This window comes from Myroides odoratus (assembly GCF_001549985.1).
GTDB classification, from domain to species: domain Bacteria; phylum Bacteroidota; class Bacteroidia; order Flavobacteriales; family Flavobacteriaceae; genus Flavobacterium; species Flavobacterium odoratum_A.
On the sequence record NZ_LROZ01000017.1, the window covers coordinates 72,997 to 87,604 of the forward strand.

The window sequence follows — 14,608 nt, forward strand, 5'->3', positions numbered from 1 at the left end:
TTTTGGCAAGATTACGCTGTAAAAATGCTAATATGATAATTTTATTAGCGTTGAATGACGATTTTTTAAATATTTTTATATATGTGTGATTAAAATGTAATCTTTGCTCTTTTTTTTTAGTGTTTAAGCGTATGGAAGCTTTGTTTTATAGGTATAATTGAAATTTATAGATGCTGTGTTTACCACTGATAAAATAAGCGATGAGACAACAAAGTGCAGTGTAGATAAGTGTTTCACTGCCAAATAATTCAGTGGCCATAAAGATACAGGCTAAAGGTGTTTTTGTAGCACCTGCAAATACAGCTACAAATCCTAAACTAGCCATAAATCCAATAGGCAATTGAAGGTATAGGGCTAAAAAGCTTCCGAAGGTCGCACCTATAAAGAACAAAGGAGTTACTTCCCCACCTTTGAAGCCTGCACCTAAGGTAAGAGCGGTGAATGCTATTTTGAGTAAAAATAGGGTATAGGGTTGTGAGCTATGAAATGAATCAACAATGGTTTCTACCCCCAAGCCTAAGAGTCGTGGCTCTTGAATCAAGTAAAACAAGAGAAGAAAGAGAATTCCTCCAAAAAATGGACGCAATGGTGGGTAACTAATGTATTTTGTTGCCAAATGCGAAACCGTATCTGTCGATTTGACGAATAGAATAGCAGTTAACCCAAATAATACACCCGCAATACTCACTTTGAATAAGGGATAAAGAGCTAAGGCAGGAACCCAATCTACGGTATAAACAGTATGGGTGATGCCCCAAGTTAAACAGATATAATGAGAGACAATGGAAGTAAGGAGCAAAGGCAAGATGTAGGTGTATTTGTTACGACCAACAACCATGAGTTCTAAAGCAAACACCGTTCCCGCTAGTGGAGTGCCAAAAACAGAAGCAAATCCACCTGCAATCCCCATTAAGAGCATAGCTTGTCGATCTTTTGCTTCAAGTTTAAAAAGTTTGGTAAATTGATCAGCTATAGCACCTCCCATTTGTACAGCGGTTCCCTCTCTACCAGCAGAACCCCCAAATAAGTGAGTCACCCAGGTACCTACTAAGACAAAAGGAGCCATTTTGAAGGGGATTTTTGCTACAGGATGATGATATTCTTGAATTAATAAGTTATTGCCTTTGTTTGCATTTCCTCCAAAGTAGTAGTACAAACAACCAATGAAAAATCCTCCTATAGGAAGGCCAAATAAGAATATGGGATTAGCTTGACGTACTGTTGTAACGTATTCGAGAACAAATAGAAATAGGGCAGAGGCACTACCAATTAAACCACCAAGAAGTAAGCTTAAAAATACCCAAACAAAGGGTTTGTTCGGAGAATGAAAAAGAAAGTCTTTAATTTTTTTACTTGTATTCATAACGGCTTTGTATAGATTATATAAACTATAGTATACTAGACGTCATCAGCTACAAGGCGGTTTGAGGCAGACATCATTGCCTATTATGATGATACAAAGATAAAAAAAAAGTTCAACCCAAAGAGTTGAACTTCTTATTTATTTTCTATAAAAGATTAAATATCATCAAATTCTACATCTGTAAAACTGTTTACTGAATCATCATCTTCTTTTTGATATTCTTTTTTGAAATCTTTTTGGTGTCTTTCAGAAATAACTTCTTCACCTTTATGATTTACTACGTATTCTGTCATTTCATCTAAGATGTCTTTAAATGCAGCAAAATCTTCTTTGTATAAATAAATTTTGTGTTTTTTAAAGTGGAATGATCCATCGTCTTCTGTGAATTTTTTACTTTCAGTTACGGTTATGTAGTAATCATCAGCTTTTGTAGCTCTTACATCAAAGAAATAAGTTCTTCTACCCGCTCTCAATACTTTCGAGAAAATCTCTTCTTTTTCTAACATTTCGTTATCTCTCATAATCCTTCTATCAATTAATTGATTTGTATATATAGCTTTCAAAAGTCTAAAAAAAATCCTAATAAACCAACTTTTTACACTATTTCTTTTTCTTTCAATTGTTTTTCATGTAACTCCGCATAATATCCTTGTTGATTAATCAAAGTTTCATGTGTTCCAGTCTGAATAATAGCCCCTTGATCTAAGACAATAATTTGATCTGCATTTTTTGCTGAAGACACACGATGGGTGACAATTAACGTAGTGATATGTTTGCTGTGTTTTTCTAAATGTTTTAAGATGCGCTCTTCTGTTTCTGTATCTACCGCAGATAAAGCATCATCCAATAAGAGAATAGGAGCGTCTTTGATTAAAGCTCTTGCAATGGAAACACGCTGCTTTTGCCCACCAGATAAGGTTAATCCTCGTTCTCCTAAAATGGTTTCATAGCCTTTTTCAAATTGCTCGATATTGTGGTGAACTACAGCTTTTTTAGCTGCGTCAATTATTTCCTCAATCGTAGCATCTTCCTTACCAAATCGAATATTATTGCTGATGGTATCCGAAAATAAAAAGGAATCCTGAGGAACAACCGCAACATTTCTTCTTAAATCAGCTAAGTTACAATCCTCAATAGGAGTTCCATCAAATAGAATACGCCCAGAATCAATAGTATAGAGACGACTAATCAACGATAGTAACGTACTTTTTCCTGAACCTGTTTTTCCAAGAATAGCTAAAGTCTCTCCTTGTTTTAAGCTAAAACTAACTTCTTTCAAGGCTTGAATTCCCGTATCTGTATAAGTAAAAGAAACCTGTTCAAAGGTAATATCTCCTTTTATTTCTGTAGGATTAGGATTGGTATTGTAAATTTCAGGTTGTTCATCCAAAAATTCATTGATGCGTTTTTGTGAAGCCTCTGCTTCTTGAATCATCGACGAAATCCATCCCAAAGAAGCCACAGGCCAAGTTAACATATTGATGTAAAGAATGAACTGAGCAATGACTCCAATATCGGGAATATTGCCCTTAAAGTACATGATAGAACCAATGGTAATCACGAGTAAATTACTCAATCCAATCAACAAAATCATCAAAGGACCAATTAAGGCTCCCGTTTTTGCAAGTTTAAGCGATTTTTCTTTGCTGCTCTGTGTTAATTCTTCAAATTCAGCTACTTTTTTAGGCTCAATAGCATAGGCCTTAATCACGCGCATCCCTGAAAATATCTCTTGTGTAAAGGTAGATAAGATGGATAAGTTCTGCTGAAAAATTAAACTGCGTTCGTTGATTTGTTTACTTAGCTTAAAAATAAAATAACCCAATAATGGCAAAGGAAGAAGCGAATAAAAAGTCAATTGAGGCGAAATAATATACATCTGCGTCAAGACAACTGCAAAGCGAATTAATGTATTGATTGAATACATTACCGCAGGGCCTACGTATTGTCGTACTTTTCCAACATCCTCACTGATGCGATTCATTAAATCTCCTGTGCGATTTTGCTTGTAAAAACGTTGTGTAAGAACCTCGTAATGCTTGAAAATATCATTTTTAAGGTCAAATTCAATATGACGTGACATCACAATCAAGGTCTGACGCATTAAAAAAGTCAGAAAACCCGCGATTAAAGTCGTAACCAAAATCCAAAAGATATTGGACAACAAAAGCGAAGTAACTTTTTCCTTATCAAAGGTGTTTAGTTGCTCTAAAATTCGAATCGAATCCCCAACTAATTTTGGCGTATAAAGAGTGAAAATCTGAGCAACGATCGTAATAATAACACCAGTAAGGAAGTGATATTTATACTTATAGAAATATTTATTTAAGGATTGTAAAGCTCGCATAGTTTGTTTGTCTAGTCTTGCAAAGTAAGGAAAATGACGGAGATAAAACCATCTTTTCACAACTTTGAAAAGTAAGATGCAAATATAAACTATTATTCTTTTTTCTCGTAATACTGATCTTTCATTTCATATAAGGATAAGGAAATTAACTCACTTAAATAAAAGACAACTGAGGGGAAGAATAAAATCTAATTCTTAAAAATAAACTAACTAATAGTTAAAAATATTCTAATAAAATAAAAGGTAAGGAGAAAGTGAATATATTTGTTGCATACTAAAAAGAAGAAAAATGCAATTTATCGTTATAAAAAAGGGAAAGAAGATAAACTTACGTCAAGTATCGTGAGCAATCTCCTTATTTTTTATAATGAAATAAAATAACAAAGGGTTTGTCATCGCGACAAACCCTTTTTTTGTGTGTAAATGAAAGATATGAAAGTATTAAAATTTGGAGGAACTTCTGTGGGAAGTCCTGAGCGATTCGAAAAATTATGGCCTATTATCCAATCGCAAAAGAGCGATAAACAAGTGGTCGTGTTATCTGCAGTAGCAGGAACAACAAATGCATTAGTAGCAATTGCAGCATATTATGCAGAAGGAGAAGTAGCTCAGGCGCGGCAAAAGATTCAACAGCTTCTACAATCCTATCGCGTATTTGTGGATACGCTTTTTGTTACTACACAAGGAAAAGAAATGGGACATACGCTAATTCAAAGTCATTTTACGCTGTTAGATGAACTGGGCAATGATTTGTTCACTTCAGTAGAGGAACGTTGGGTTTTGGCACAAGGCGAATTGTTGTCAACGGCTTTATTTCACCAGTATCTTACTGAAAAAGGGATTGTATCCGTTTTGCTTCCCGCTTTAGACTTTATGCGAATCAATGAAGATCAGGAACCTGATTTACCCTATATTCAGCAACAAGTAAACGATAAGCTCGCTCAATTTCCAGCGGCAACCTTGTTTATAACCCAAGGGTACATCTGTAGAAATGCTTTTGGCGAAATAGACAACCTAAGACGAGGAGGATCTGATTATACAGCTTCTCTGATTGGAGCAGCATTGAAGGTAGAAGAGATTCAAATTTGGACGGATATTGATGGTTTTCACAACAATGATCCACGTTGTGTGTCGAACACCAAACCTATTGCTCATTTGAGCTTTGATGAAGCCGCTGAATTAGCCTATTTTGGAGCAAAAATATTACATCCTCAAAGTGTTTTTCCTGCGCAAAAAGCCAATATTCCTGTGCGATTACTCGATACGTTGGATATCCACGCGCCAGGAACTTTAATCTCCTCTACGTTTGATCATCCCGATGAAATTGTAGCAGTTGCAGCGAAAGATAATATCACAGCCATTCGCATTCACTCTTCGCGTATGTTATTGGCTTATGGTTTTCTAAGACGTGTTTTTGAAGTTTTTGAACGTTACAAAGCTCCCATAGATATGATCACCACTTCTGAAGTAGCAGTTTCATTGACGCTAGATGATTGTACGCATTTACAGGAAATTGTTGCTGAATTGACCCATTTTGGAAAGGTAGATGTGGATGAAGATCAAACCATTGTCTGTATTGTAGGAGATTTTAAACGCAATAAGAATGGATATGCAACGCTGGTTTCAGAAGCGGTAAAGCACATACCGATTCGCATGATTTCCTACGGAGGAAGTGAGCATAATATTTCACTTTTGCTACCGTCTAAATACAAAATAGAAGCATTACGCGCTTTACACCACCGATTATTTTAAAGAGAAAACTATGATTTCAACTGCTATATTAGAACAACTAAAAAAAGAAGAAACCCCGTTGTATTACTATGATTTGCCTTTGCTCAGAGCTACAATATCTGCTGCAAAAGCAGCTGCCGATTCATATGGTTTTCACATCCACTATGCGGTAAAGGCGAATAATAATCCAAGAATACTCCACGAAATTAGCACCTTAGGATTGGGAGCTGATTGTGTCAGCGGCTTGGAAATAGAAACGGCTATTGCGCATGGATTTCAAGCGAAAGCGATTGTTTTTGCTGGTGTAGGAAAAACCGAAAAGGAAATCCGACTGGCTTTGAGTCAAGGTATATTGGCTTTTAATGTAGAATCACTAGAAGAATTGCAAGTTATTGATGCCATAGCTAGAGAAATGGAAACTCATGCTTCAATTGCTTTACGCATAAATCCCAATATAGATGCAAATACCCATCATTATATTACGACAGGGTTGGACGAGAATAAATTTGGTATCATGATGCATGAACTTGAAGATTGTTTGACATTAATTCATTCCAATGATAGCGCTTTAGTTTTGGTAGGGTTGCATTTTCATGTAGGCTCTCAAATTACAGATTGGACCGTTTTCAAGCGATTATGTTTAAAAGTCAATGAATGGAATAGCTGGTTTATTGAAAGAGGAATTGTGGTACCCATCTTGAATGTAGGAGGAGGGGTCGGCATTAATTACAAAGATCCAGATGGAGAAGCAATCGTAGATTTTGCCAGCTTTTTTGCTTTGTTTCATCGTTTTTTAGAACCCAAACCAGAGCAACAAGTGCATTTTGAACTTGGACGATCATTAGTGGCTAATTGCGGAAGTTTAATTAGTCGGGTATTGTATATTAAAAGAGGAGTGAATAAAAACTTTGCCATTCTCGATGCGGGTATGACTGAATTATTAAGACCAGCACTATATCAAGCGTATCATCAAATACAAAGCTTAGGACAAGGAGAACCTCAGGTTGACACAACTGAAAGATATGAAGTAGTAGGGCCTATTTGTGAAAGTAGCGACTGTTTTGGCAAGAACGTAACACTTCCTGTATTAGTTCGTGGAGACTTGATTGCCATTCGTTCTGCAGGTGCTTATGGAGAGGTGATGTCCTCTCGTTATAATCTGCGTCAGCCGTTGCAATTTTATTTTGAAGAATAAATGCTTTTGTAGTAGATATTAGAAATACTTTGTTAAATTTGATTGAGATAAAAACAAAACTTTAATTTAACACCAGTAAGATGAAATTAGGAGATATCGACGTAGCAGGAGAATTAATCGATTTGAACTTTCAATTATTAAGAACACAAATCTTATTAGAAGAAGTATTAAAACACAATGCAGAAACATTAAAATTGCCTTCACCTGAAGCAATGAATGAAATTAATGAATTTGCTTTACAATCTATTCAAAAGAAATTTCCAAATATGAATATTGCTAAAAAGGATGATGAACAACAACCTCAAGCAGAATAAGAATAATAAAAAAAGTCGTGATACCAATCACGACTTTTTTTATTATGTTAGCTGCAATGAGAAGCATTCCAATTGGTGTGGCCTCGTCCTTCCCAGCATTGATAGCTTTGTTTGATTTGCGTCACGTGGTTTTGTCCCTCTTTCTTTTTAATCGTCATCACTACTTTTTTAGCTCGCATTGAATCATCATTTATTCCATCTTCGGTTAAAGTTACCAAAGTGAGTGATGAATTTGACATTTGTAAAACAGTGATATCGTAGCTATATTTTCCTTCTGCTTCCTTATCTTCAGGCGCATAGTATCGCATGATTCCCTCTACTGAAGTTAGTTTCTCACGCTGAATAGCTTCGTTTAGTTTATCTATCGTTTCTTGCGAAATCAATTCGTATTCGTCAATCGCAGAATCAATTTTTACTTGATCTACTGGAGTACTTGTCTCTACTTCAGAAGGAGTGGGGGATGGAGTCTTGTCTTTACAGCCCATCACACTTACTCCAACAAGAAGAATGCTGAAATAATAAAATAATCTGTTCATCGCTAATTAGTTAAGATTGTACTCTTATAAATATATATAAAAAAAACAGAATATTGTAATTATTTTTTAGCTTTCTATTTGTATTAATGAACTTTTACTTAGAAACTTAGGCTAAAAAAGGAAATTATATACCAATTTCGAATTGCATTCTAAAATACCAGTTATTTTTACTTGACCCTTGGTAGAAATCTAACTTGTCATAGGTCAATTCAGCCTGAAGTTTGAAAGCATGTTCCCATAAATATTTGGTCACACCAACAGTAAATTCCGTTGTATTAGGTAAGTTTAATTGCTCATATAATTGCGTTTTCATTTTTTGAGTTGAAACACGGCCAATTAACTCGTAATTATTAAGAAATAAGTAACTCAATTGGTAATCCATTCCGTGCCCTGCATATACATAGCTGTTGCGTTTAGTTCCATCTGGATCTATACCCGAAGTAATAGCATCATCTACATTTCGATTCATAAAAGAAACCATTCCAGCCCATCCATCATATTTTAGGATTGCATCGGCCATGAATGAGTTTAGATTTCTCGTTTCATATAATTTAGTTCCCGTTTGTCCTTGTGAGTTTTCTGCATTATTATTGTGTGAAAACGTACCAGCAAGCATTAACTTTGGCTTAGTTTCTCTCGCGATATCTCCTTCAAAGTAAGCTCCATTATTTTTAAAACTTCCCATAGGGAATAATTCTACGCGACCTGTTAAAGCATAACTATCACTTTCAGAACCTTGGAAATTTCTTCCACGCCCTGTTGAAACCGCTGTTTTGATGACATAACCAAATTTGTCTTTGCGCTCTTGGTGATAGTAGGCTTGTAAACCAAAATCACGGTCTATATTAAATTTAGAGTTGTTAATTGAACGATCGGTTAACTGAAGTGCTCCTGAAGAGTTAATACGCTGTCTATTTCCTGGAAGTTTTGTTTGTCCAAAAATGAAACTCCAATTCTCATTCGGACGATACGTCATAGCCGCATCACGTATGATATTGACTGATTCTCCCTCCACCGTTTTACCCATGTCTTTTGGTGCAAAAGACAACTGTATCACGTATAAGAATTTAGGATTCCCTACATAACCATCGAAACGCAAACGCAAACGACGAATCTCTCCTTCATATTTTGTTTTCTCTCCTTCATTTTCCATAAAGGTCAAGCGATTTTGCATACGGAAACGCAAATTCAATTGAAAAATACTATCCGAAGAGGTAATTCCAACTCCTTTACCGAAGTTGTAATAAGGAAGTTGCGCTAATTTAATATCATTATTAGCGGTCTCAATCTTTTGTGCTATTGCGTTAAGTGATAGTAACGACAATATTAATAAATAGATTTTTTTCATGTGTTCGTGTGTTGAGATTGCAAAAATAAGATTAGTTTTGTTTCCACATTTATATCGTTGTTATTGAAATGTAAGGGTAATGTTATTAAATGGTTAACTAAAGATAGTAAAGAAAAAACAGCATGTCATATATTGGATATCATTTTACAGTAGAGCCTTTAGTGCCTGGTGTAGAAATTCTTATCGCAGAATTAGGTGAAAAAGCATTTGAAAGTTTTGAAGAAACAGCCATCGGTGTTAGTGCTTATGTACAACAAGATTTGTGGACAGAAGATATTTTAGAGGATATTTTTATTCTACAATCCGATCAATTTACCATTACGTATAGAAAGGAAGAAATTGAACAAGTGAATTGGAATGAGGAGTGGGAAAAGAATTTTGATCCCATTGATGTAGATGGAGTATGCTATATTCGAGCGCCATTTCACGACAAAACACAAGCACAATACGATATTGTAATTGAGCCTAAAATGAGTTTTGGAACAGGGCATCACGAGACCACTTATATGATGGTGCGCCAAATCTTAAACAACGATATGCAAGACAAAGTTGTTTTGGATATGGGATGTGGAACGGCAATTTTAGCTATTTTGGCCGCTATGCGTGGAGCGAAGCACGTAGATGCTATTGATATTGATAATTGGTGTTATTTGAATTCAATTGAAAATGCAGCACGTAATGCTTGTAGCAATATCGAAGTATTTGAAGGGGATGCATCCATCTTAGTTCAAGAACCTAAATACGATGTAGTTTTAGCAAACATTAACCGCAATATTTTATTGAATGATATGGATTATTATATCCGAACCATGAAAGAAAATGCGGAGATTTACTTCAGTGGATTCTATACAGAAGATGTTTCAAGTATTAAAAAAGCAGCAGAAGAAAAAGGTTTAACCTTTGAAAATCAATTAGAAAAAAATAATTGGGTATCTTTGAAGTTTAAAAAGTGATAGTCATTGTATTAAAATTTTGATATTATGAGTACAAAAGAAATCGTAGAAGAAAAGATTGATGTATCAGAATTGCTAAATGGTCAAAGTGAAATTATCTTGTATAATGATGATGTCAATACGTTTGATCATGTAATTGAAACCTTAATCAAAGTATGTGACCATACAGCAGAACAGGCAGAGCAATGTGCGATATTAGTGCATTATACTGGAAAATGTACGGTTAAGACGGGTGAGTTTAAAAAGTTAAAACCACAATGCTTGCAATTATTAGATGCAGGGTTAAGTGCTGAAATACAATAAAAAGGGAGCTAATAGCTCCCTTTTTGTTTAAATTGTAGTCCAATAAATACGCGTGTAGGATTTCCTCTTGCTATTTGTAGCTGATTCATCCAGGTCTGCTTTTCTACAAGCTCCGCATTGTGTTCGTTGGATTGCTCTAATTTAAGTAGCAATCGTTCCTTGGCTAATTTCTTGTTCTGGTGTTGTGATCGACTATCCATTGCCATGACTTGTAAACCAGTTGGAAGATGCGTGATGCGTACCGCAGAGCTTACCTTATTGACATGTTGTCCACCTGCACCTGAACTGCGAACCGCTTGATAAGCAAAATCTTTTTCCTCCCAAAGTACTGCTTGTTCTCTCGGTTCGGTTTCAAAAATACCGATGAACCAGTTCTTGCGTTTATGCTTGGGTCTCAAAGGACTACTGCAAATCCATTGTATACTTCCTAGCCACGATTGGATAAATGCTTGAACGCCTTGTTTGTCTACTCCGTTTATTTCAACAAAAATCGAATCAGATTCCGCTGTTGTTGAAGGTAAATAGGAGGCAATAAGCTGCTGCTGATTTGCTTCTTTGACCAAAATCGCAGCGATTTTGGTAACAGCAAGAGCACATTCTGCCGGCCCTCTTCCCGATGTAATTTGTATAATTCGCTCCATAGTATTACTTATCCATTCGCACAAACTTAGGAGTAAAGGTTCCTAATACTTTTACTAAATCACGTTGTGCTTGCATGACTGCATTGATGTCTTTATAAGCCATTGGTGCTTCATCTACGCTACCACCAATCAATTGAACACCTGCTGTTTTTAATTCTGTCTTAATCTCGCTCTTGGTGAATTTACTCTTGCAAACATTTCTTGAATGTAATCGACCTGCTCCATGTGAAGCAGAATGCAAGCTAGCTTCATTTCCCAAACCTTCTACGATAAATCCATTCGTTGTCATTGATCCTGGGATAATTCCCAATTGACCAACAGCTGCAGGTGTTGCTCCTTTGCGGTGAACAATGAGCTCTTCTCCATTGATAACTTCTTTCCACGCAAAATTGTGGTGATTCTCTATGGTAAAAGCAATTTGTTTTCCCAATGCTTTGGCAAGTCGACGGTGAATATCATCATGACACGCTTTAGCATAGTCTCCTGCTAAATTCATTGCCATCCAATATTCCTGACCATCGTGAGTATCGAGATCTAACCAAGCTAAATGCTGCGCATTACTTGGTAAAGGACATTGTTTCGTTGCCAAATAAGTATAGTGTTTCGCAATATTAGCTCCTAAGCCTCTCGATCCACTGTGGGATAAAACGGCTAAATAATCCCCAGGAATTAATTTCCATTCTGGTTTGGTTTCCGCTAAGTGAACAAGGCCAATTTCAACGAAGTGATTTCCACTTCCGGAGGTACCTAATTGTTTGTAGGCTTTATCTAATAACCCTTTCACGAAAGGAATATTTTTAAATTCATCGCGGTAGAACACTTCGTGATCAACTTTGTTTTGATGCGTTTCATACATCCCAAACTTCGTGTGATCAGATAGTATATTCAACAGCTGATGATCTTTTCCCTTGAGGAAATTAGCTGGTAAATTGAATACAGATAAACTCATTCGACATCCGATATCAACTCCAACACCATAAGGAATAACGGCATTGTGTGTAGCTAAAACTCCACCGATTGGCAATCCATATCCATAATGGGCATCGGGCATTAAAGCACCAGCTGCCGCAACAGGTAATTTTAAAGCGGTATATAATTGATATTTGGTCTGTTCATCTATGGCATCTGCTCCAAAAATGGAGAAAGGTGCTCTAGTGTGCGTCAATTCATGTCGTTTAATTTCGACTTGTTTGACCATGCTTTCTGCTACTTTTCCCCAAATGCCATCACCTAAATAGGCTTGAGGGTTTTGTAACACTTGTTTTGCTTCTCTAAGTACGGCGTCTTTGTTTTCTTTTTTCTTATACCGACTAATGGTACCTAAAGCAATATTGATTGTATTATTTTGAGGAAAACCCAATTGAATTAAGTCTTTCCCTGAAAGTTTCCTTCCCATGATATTTTGTTTAATTGACAATAAGGGTCATGTAAGTTATACATGACATAAAAATCGTTGGCGTTCGACCAACACGTCAATTCGGGTTTTCTGTAAAGGGTCCGGAATAAACAAAAAAAAGCCCGAATTTACATCTTCGGGCTTTTCATATATAAAAGTAATTTTTTTACTAAAAAGAAGTACCACGAAGATACACGCCTGCACCTTGTGCGGATGTGAACAATGCCGATGTAGAATTTAGTACAAACATTTTTTCTTCGTTTTTGATGTGTTAAACTTATTTGAATGCAAATTTTGCAAAAACTTTCTGATATAAACAACAAAAAATGATTTTTTATTTTTTACAAGGGATAAAACGAAAATAAAAGGCAATAAATACCAGTATAAGAATTAAAATAGTAAAAGAAGGCTGTTAGTAAGATTTGTCTATTTTTGTAAATCAAAAACATAGTGTATGAAAAAAGTAATTGGATTGATGATGGCCTTCGGCTTTCTATTTCAATCTTGTGTAACAACAGAAGAGGTAACGGTAAAAAAAGAAGGAGGAATCACCTATGCAATGGATATGGATTTCTCGGAATTACTACAAACAATGCCTAGCAGTGCAAATGGAATGTCTAAAGACGTGAAAAAAGCGTTGGATCTAATTAATGGAGAGGAATTAACGGTAGAACAATTGCTAGATCTTAGTTTGTTAGAAAGTAAAAAACCAGAACAAAAGAAAGATAGTATCCTAAAAGCAAATCCCAATTTATTAAAGAAAACAGAAAATCTTCGCGTGCGCGTGATGATGAATGATTCAATTGGGAATATTGGTTTGAAAATTAGCGCTAAAAATGCATCCGATTTGAACACTTCTTTGGTTAATCTAGCTGAATTAAGTGCATTAGGAGAGGGAAATGGCAAGAAATTAGACGCACCTGAGTTTGTGAAGAAATCTAAATTTGAATGGAAGAAAAAATCCTTGCAACGTACCTTATCAGTGAAACCAGAAGAGTTACAAAAAGGGTTAGGTGAAATGGGACAGATGGCAGGGATGTTTACGTATCGTATCAAAGTGAATTTTGAACAACCAATCAAATCAGTCTCTTATCCAGACGCTTTAGTTGCACAAGATGGTAAATCATTTGTCAAAGAATTTAAAATGTCAGATGTGATAAACAATCCAAAAGTATTAGAATATACAGTAGAATTGAAATAATTTGTTTGATATAATAAACAAGAAGAGGAAGCCTAGGCTTCCTCTTCTTGTTATTAGCTAAGAGCGTATTGGTAGAAAATTATTGCTGTTGTAGCTTTTAGTAATTAGATCTATTCTTTGCATTAGGGTAAAACTTTAACCACTAATACAGTATCAAATGTAGCTGTTACACGTCGTTTAACTTTATTGATATATTGGTCAAACATAGAAAAATCTACCGGTTCATCCCATAGCATACAAAGGAAGAGATTCATGTGTTTGAACGTGTTGTGCCTTAAGCTTAAGTGAAGCTAATGAATTGATTTCATTCTAAGTGTATTGATATTCAACTAGGTACTCATCAGTAGCGACAATAATTTCTTGTTTAACACGGGCAGTACCATATACTTGAGCGTTATTTTTGATCACGGCTTTTTCAAATACTTTGGCATTTTCTAAAATCATGCAATCTCCCGATTGACTTAGATTCTTTTCGTTTTCAATCCAGCCTCCTTTTTCTCCAGTCGCTATATTTTCTATACACCAAAGTGTATAGCCTTTGTGAAGCATAGATTCTTCTGTAAGTTTATATTTTTTCATCGTTACGTTTATGTTGTTTTTAGGATTCAATTTATGGTACTGGTTCTAGACAGCAGAAAAGAGTGAGACTCTTTGCTCCTTTTTTCGCAAAATGCGCTGCTAGTTCTTCTAGTGTTGTTGTATAATTCATAGAAGTTAAAACGGCTACTTGATTTGGATAAGTGGGATGTATTGCAGTTTCAATTGTATTTAATGTTTCGGTAAATGTTGCGGCCATTTTAGGAGATTGTAAATCTACATTAGGAACATCGTATCCGTTATAAGGGGTATTAATAGGGATGTTATTTCTCATGGAAATGTGGTGAAGAAAATCTTTATATTCGTATTTTTCACCAATTTTTCCAGCTAAATGAACGGGTATTGCACTTTTGAAAGTTCCTTTTCTCAAGGCTCCATGTGCAACACTGACTATATGGTGATTATCTTCTGTATTACTATGGGATGTAAAACTATATCCTTTTATGTTGTCGTTCACTTGAAAAGATTCTCTTTTGACATCTGATGGATAAGGTCTAGGGAATGAGTCAATTCCGCTATTTGATGCAGGTTGAGATGTGCTGTTCCTGAAAGGAAGTGTTTCAGTATTTGAGCTGTAATTAGCTATTGATTGAACTATAGGTTTTTTCTTATAGCCTGTAATACCACTCGCCATACCCGCAATACCCAATCCCAGCGAAGCCCAACCTAAATTAGCTGCTAGT

At 35.6% G+C, this 14,608-nt stretch carries 16 protein-coding genes and 1 riboswitch; of the genes, 6 read left to right on the forward strand and 10 right to left on the reverse strand.

Features of this window, described 5'->3' with window-relative positions; genetic code table 11:
* Positions 1–145 precede the first annotated feature (145 nt).
* From AWV75_RS14895 to AWV75_RS14905, 3 genes are all read right to left on the reverse strand, one after another.
* Positions 146–1,363, reverse strand: a complete 1,218-nt coding sequence (locus AWV75_RS14895) for a chloride channel protein (RefSeq protein WP_060875123.1) — start codon at positions 1,361–1,363, stop codon at positions 146–148.
* Between the two features lie 29 nt (positions 1,364–1,392).
* Positions 1,393–1,453: riboswitch (Fluoride riboswitch) on the reverse strand.
* Between the two features lie 65 nt (positions 1,454–1,518).
* Positions 1,519–1,884 (reverse strand): PUR family DNA/RNA-binding protein, encoded by a 366-nt coding sequence (locus AWV75_RS14900; protein ID WP_002987195.1) that lies wholly within the window; start codon positions 1,882–1,884, stop codon positions 1,519–1,521.
* 74 nt (positions 1,885–1,958) lie between these two features.
* The gene (locus AWV75_RS14905; RefSeq protein WP_060875124.1) at positions 1,959–3,710 is read right to left on the reverse strand and encodes an ABC transporter ATP-binding protein; all 1,752 of its coding nucleotides are present in this window, start codon (positions 3,708–3,710) and stop codon (positions 1,959–1,961) included.
* A 432-nt stretch (positions 3,711–4,142) separates the two neighbouring features.
* On the opposite strand from AWV75_RS14905, the gene AWV75_RS14910 reads away from it, so the two are divergent.
* From AWV75_RS14910 to AWV75_RS14920, 3 genes are all read left to right on the forward strand, one after another.
* Entirely contained in the window at positions 4,143–5,462 is a 1,320-nt protein-coding gene (locus tag AWV75_RS14910; RefSeq protein ID WP_060875134.1) for an aspartate kinase, read from the forward strand.
* Positions 5,463–5,472: 10 nt separating this feature from the next.
* The gene (gene lysA, locus AWV75_RS14915) at positions 5,473–6,636 is read left to right on the forward strand and encodes a diaminopimelate decarboxylase (RefSeq protein WP_060875125.1); all 1,164 of its coding nucleotides are present in this window, start codon (positions 5,473–5,475) and stop codon (positions 6,634–6,636) included.
* 80 nt (positions 6,637–6,716) lie between these two features.
* Positions 6,717–6,950: a hypothetical protein gene (locus AWV75_RS14920; RefSeq protein WP_060875126.1), complete on the forward strand. Its 234-nt coding sequence runs from the start codon at positions 6,717–6,719 to the stop codon at positions 6,948–6,950.
* Positions 6,951–6,997: 47 nt separating this feature from the next.
* On the opposite strand, the gene AWV75_RS14925 is transcribed toward AWV75_RS14920, so the two are convergent.
* Both AWV75_RS14925 and AWV75_RS14930 read right to left on the reverse strand, forming a co-directional pair.
* Positions 6,998–7,486 carry a hypothetical protein gene (locus AWV75_RS14925; RefSeq protein ID WP_060875127.1) on the reverse strand — a complete coding sequence of 163 codons (489 nt, stop codon included), beginning with the start codon at positions 7,484–7,486 and terminating at the stop codon, positions 6,998–7,000.
* A 124-nt stretch (positions 7,487–7,610) separates the two neighbouring features.
* Complete coding sequence (locus AWV75_RS14930) at positions 7,611–8,834, reverse strand: porin (RefSeq protein WP_002987182.1); 1,224 nt, start codon at positions 8,832–8,834, stop codon at positions 7,611–7,613.
* A 122-nt stretch (positions 8,835–8,956) separates the two neighbouring features.
* On the opposite strand from AWV75_RS14930, the gene prmA reads away from it, so the two are divergent.
* Positions 8,957–9,787, forward strand: a complete 831-nt coding sequence (gene prmA, locus AWV75_RS14935) for a 50S ribosomal protein L11 methyltransferase (protein WP_060875128.1) — start codon at positions 8,957–8,959, stop codon at positions 9,785–9,787.
* Between the two features lie 27 nt (positions 9,788–9,814).
* The gene (locus AWV75_RS14940) at positions 9,815–10,090 is read left to right on the forward strand and encodes an ATP-dependent Clp protease adaptor ClpS (RefSeq protein ID WP_002987178.1); all 276 of its coding nucleotides are present in this window, start codon (positions 9,815–9,817) and stop codon (positions 10,088–10,090) included.
* 8 nt (positions 10,091–10,098) lie between these two features.
* Here AWV75_RS14940 and prfH read toward each other — a convergent pair whose 3' ends face one another.
* Both prfH and AWV75_RS14950 read right to left on the reverse strand, forming a co-directional pair.
* Positions 10,099–10,731 (reverse strand): peptide chain release factor H, encoded by a 633-nt coding sequence (prfH, locus tag AWV75_RS14945; RefSeq protein ID WP_060875129.1) that lies wholly within the window; start codon positions 10,729–10,731, stop codon positions 10,099–10,101.
* A 4-nt stretch (positions 10,732–10,735) separates the two neighbouring features.
* Positions 10,736–12,127, reverse strand: coding sequence for an RtcB family protein (locus AWV75_RS14950; RefSeq protein ID WP_060875130.1), 1,392 nt, complete (start codon positions 12,125–12,127; stop codon positions 10,736–10,738).
* A gap of 454 nt (positions 12,128–12,581) precedes the next feature.
* On the opposite strand from AWV75_RS14950, the gene AWV75_RS14955 reads away from it, so the two are divergent.
* A complete protein-coding gene (locus AWV75_RS14955; protein WP_060875131.1) occupies positions 12,582–13,328 on the forward strand; it encodes a hypothetical protein in 747 nt (248 codons plus the stop codon).
* 122 nt (positions 13,329–13,450) lie between these two features.
* Here the strand turns inward: AWV75_RS14955 and AWV75_RS19245 are convergent, their stop codons facing one another.
* The 3 genes from AWV75_RS19245 to AWV75_RS18895 all read right to left on the reverse strand — a co-directional run.
* Positions 13,451–13,582 carry a hypothetical protein gene (locus AWV75_RS19245; protein WP_262491997.1) on the reverse strand — a complete coding sequence of 44 codons (132 nt, stop codon included), beginning with the start codon at positions 13,580–13,582 and terminating at the stop codon, positions 13,451–13,453.
* 55 nt (positions 13,583–13,637) lie between these two features.
* Positions 13,638–13,907 (reverse strand): hypothetical protein, encoded by a 270-nt coding sequence (locus AWV75_RS14960; RefSeq protein ID WP_060875135.1) that lies wholly within the window; start codon positions 13,905–13,907, stop codon positions 13,638–13,640.
* Positions 13,908–13,938: 31 nt separating this feature from the next.
* Positions 13,939–14,608, reverse strand: a 670-nt coding sequence (locus AWV75_RS18895; RefSeq protein ID WP_197429589.1) for a hypothetical protein, incomplete at its 5' end; no start/stop codon positions are given.

What these genes read in the sequence shown, in the direction of transcription:
- AWV75_RS14900 (WP_002987195.1), bottom strand. Translation starts at nt 1,884, where the DNA reads ATGAGAGATAACGAAATGTTAGAAAAAGAAGAGATTTTCTCGAAAGTA.
- AWV75_RS14925 (WP_060875127.1), bottom strand. Translation starts at nt 7,486, where the DNA reads ATGAACAGATTATTTTATTATTTCAGCATTCTTCTTGTTGGAGTAAGT.
- AWV75_RS14960 (WP_060875135.1), bottom strand. Translation starts at nt 13,907, where the DNA reads ATGAAAAAATATAAACTTACAGAAGAATCTATGCTTCACAAAGGCTAT.
- AWV75_RS14905 (WP_060875124.1), bottom strand. Translation starts at nt 3,710, where the DNA reads ATGCGAGCTTTACAATCCTTAAATAAATATTTCTATAAGTATAAATAT.
- AWV75_RS14910 (WP_060875134.1), top strand. Translation starts at nt 4,143, where the DNA reads ATGAAAGTATTAAAATTTGGAGGAACTTCTGTGGGAAGTCCTGAGCGA.
- AWV75_RS14930 (WP_002987182.1), bottom strand. Translation starts at nt 8,834, where the DNA reads ATGAAAAAAATCTATTTATTAATATTGTCGTTACTATCACTTAACGCA.
- prfH (WP_060875129.1), bottom strand. Translation starts at nt 10,731, where the DNA reads ATGGAGCGAATTATACAAATTACATCGGGAAGAGGGCCGGCAGAATGT.
- AWV75_RS19245 (WP_262491997.1), bottom strand. Translation starts at nt 13,582, where the DNA reads ATGAATCTCTTCCTTTGTATGCTATGGGATGAACCGGTAGATTTTTCT.
- lysA (WP_060875125.1), top strand. Translation starts at nt 5,473, where the DNA reads ATGATTTCAACTGCTATATTAGAACAACTAAAAAAAGAAGAAACCCCG.
- prmA (WP_060875128.1), top strand. Translation starts at nt 8,957, where the DNA reads ATGTCATATATTGGATATCATTTTACAGTAGAGCCTTTAGTGCCTGGT.
- AWV75_RS14895 (WP_060875123.1), bottom strand. Translation starts at nt 1,363, where the DNA reads ATGAATACAAGTAAAAAAATTAAAGACTTTCTTTTTCATTCTCCGAAC.
- AWV75_RS14950 (WP_060875130.1), bottom strand. Translation starts at nt 12,127, where the DNA reads ATGGGAAGGAAACTTTCAGGGAAAGACTTAATTCAATTGGGTTTTCCT.
- AWV75_RS14940 (WP_002987178.1), top strand. Translation starts at nt 9,815, where the DNA reads ATGAGTACAAAAGAAATCGTAGAAGAAAAGATTGATGTATCAGAATTG.
- AWV75_RS14955 (WP_060875131.1), top strand. Translation starts at nt 12,582, where the DNA reads ATGAAAAAAGTAATTGGATTGATGATGGCCTTCGGCTTTCTATTTCAA.
- AWV75_RS14920 (WP_060875126.1), top strand. Translation starts at nt 6,717, where the DNA reads ATGAAATTAGGAGATATCGACGTAGCAGGAGAATTAATCGATTTGAAC.